At 65.2% G+C, this 902-nt stretch carries 2 protein-coding genes; both read right to left on the bottom strand.

Going from position 1 to position 902, the window contains the following annotated elements; all coding sequences use genetic code 11:
• On the bottom strand, window positions 1-563 hold a 563-nt coding region (locus EOA24_RS39580; RefSeq protein WP_189354665.1), incomplete at its 3' end, for an enoyl-CoA hydratase/isomerase family protein.
• Window positions 564-673: 110 nt separating this feature from the next.
• Window positions 674-902 (bottom strand): methyltransferase (locus tag EOA24_RS39575; protein ID WP_281059946.1); only part of this gene is annotated, 229 nt, incomplete at its 5' end.

The raw sequence follows: 902 nt of genomic DNA, 5'->3' as shown, positions 1-902 counted from the left end.
GCCTTGATGGTGTGGGTGGCGAGCCCCGACCACAGCGCGTCGCCATAGCGGATGCGGTTTCCGGTCAGCCCAAGATACATGCCGAACGAGCCGCCGAGATCCGGCAGCAAATGGCTGGCGCCAACATCGGGGAAAAAGCCGATGCCGACCTCCGGCATGGCGAACTGCGCGTTCTCGGTCAGCACGCGATGCGAGCCGTGAAAGGAGATGCCGACGCCGCCGCCCATGACGATGCCGTCGATCAGCGCGACATAGGGTTTCTTGAAGCGCGCAATGCGGGCGTTCAACCGATACTCGTCGGCGAAGAAGTCGACAGGCGGCCTGCCGGCGCGGCCGGCCTCGTAGATGTGCAGGATATCGCCGCCGGCGGAAAACGCCCTGCCCTCGGCCTTGACGACGACGACGCCGATGCCCGGATCCTCTTCCCAGGCATCGAGCGCTTTGCCGAGCGCCTTGACCATGTTGTGCGTGACGGCGTTGAGCGCCTTCGGCCGGGTCAATGTAACCACGCCCGCCCTGCCCAGCCGCTCGAAGCGGATCTCGTCGCCGCCGCCAAAATCCATCGTCAGAGAATCCTCCCCCGCGCCTGCGGGAGGTGAAGTGCTAAGCGGCGACCGGGCCAACGTCAATTGTCGAGTACCAGGGACAGGCCGCGCCTCTTGCGGCGGGCAGACTACCAGACGAACGGGATAAGCGCGTTCGTGCGGCGCGCATATTCGGGGAACTCGTCGGGAAATTGCCGCGCCAGAAGCCGATCCTCGGCTCCGACCCTCCAGATGAAAATCGCCCCGAGCAGGATCAACAGAAAGACGAAGGGGCCGCCGACCACGATCACCGAGCCGATAGAGGCGAGCAGGCCGCCCGTGTACATGGGATGACGCAGGCGACTGTATGGACCGGAC

Source organism: Mesorhizobium sp. M2A.F.Ca.ET.039.01.1.1 (assembly GCF_003998035.1).
Lineage (GTDB): Bacteria > Pseudomonadota > Alphaproteobacteria > Rhizobiales > Rhizobiaceae > Mesorhizobium.
The sequence above is the reverse complement of the archived record's forward strand: the minus strand, read 5'-3'. Positions and strand labels throughout refer to the sequence as shown.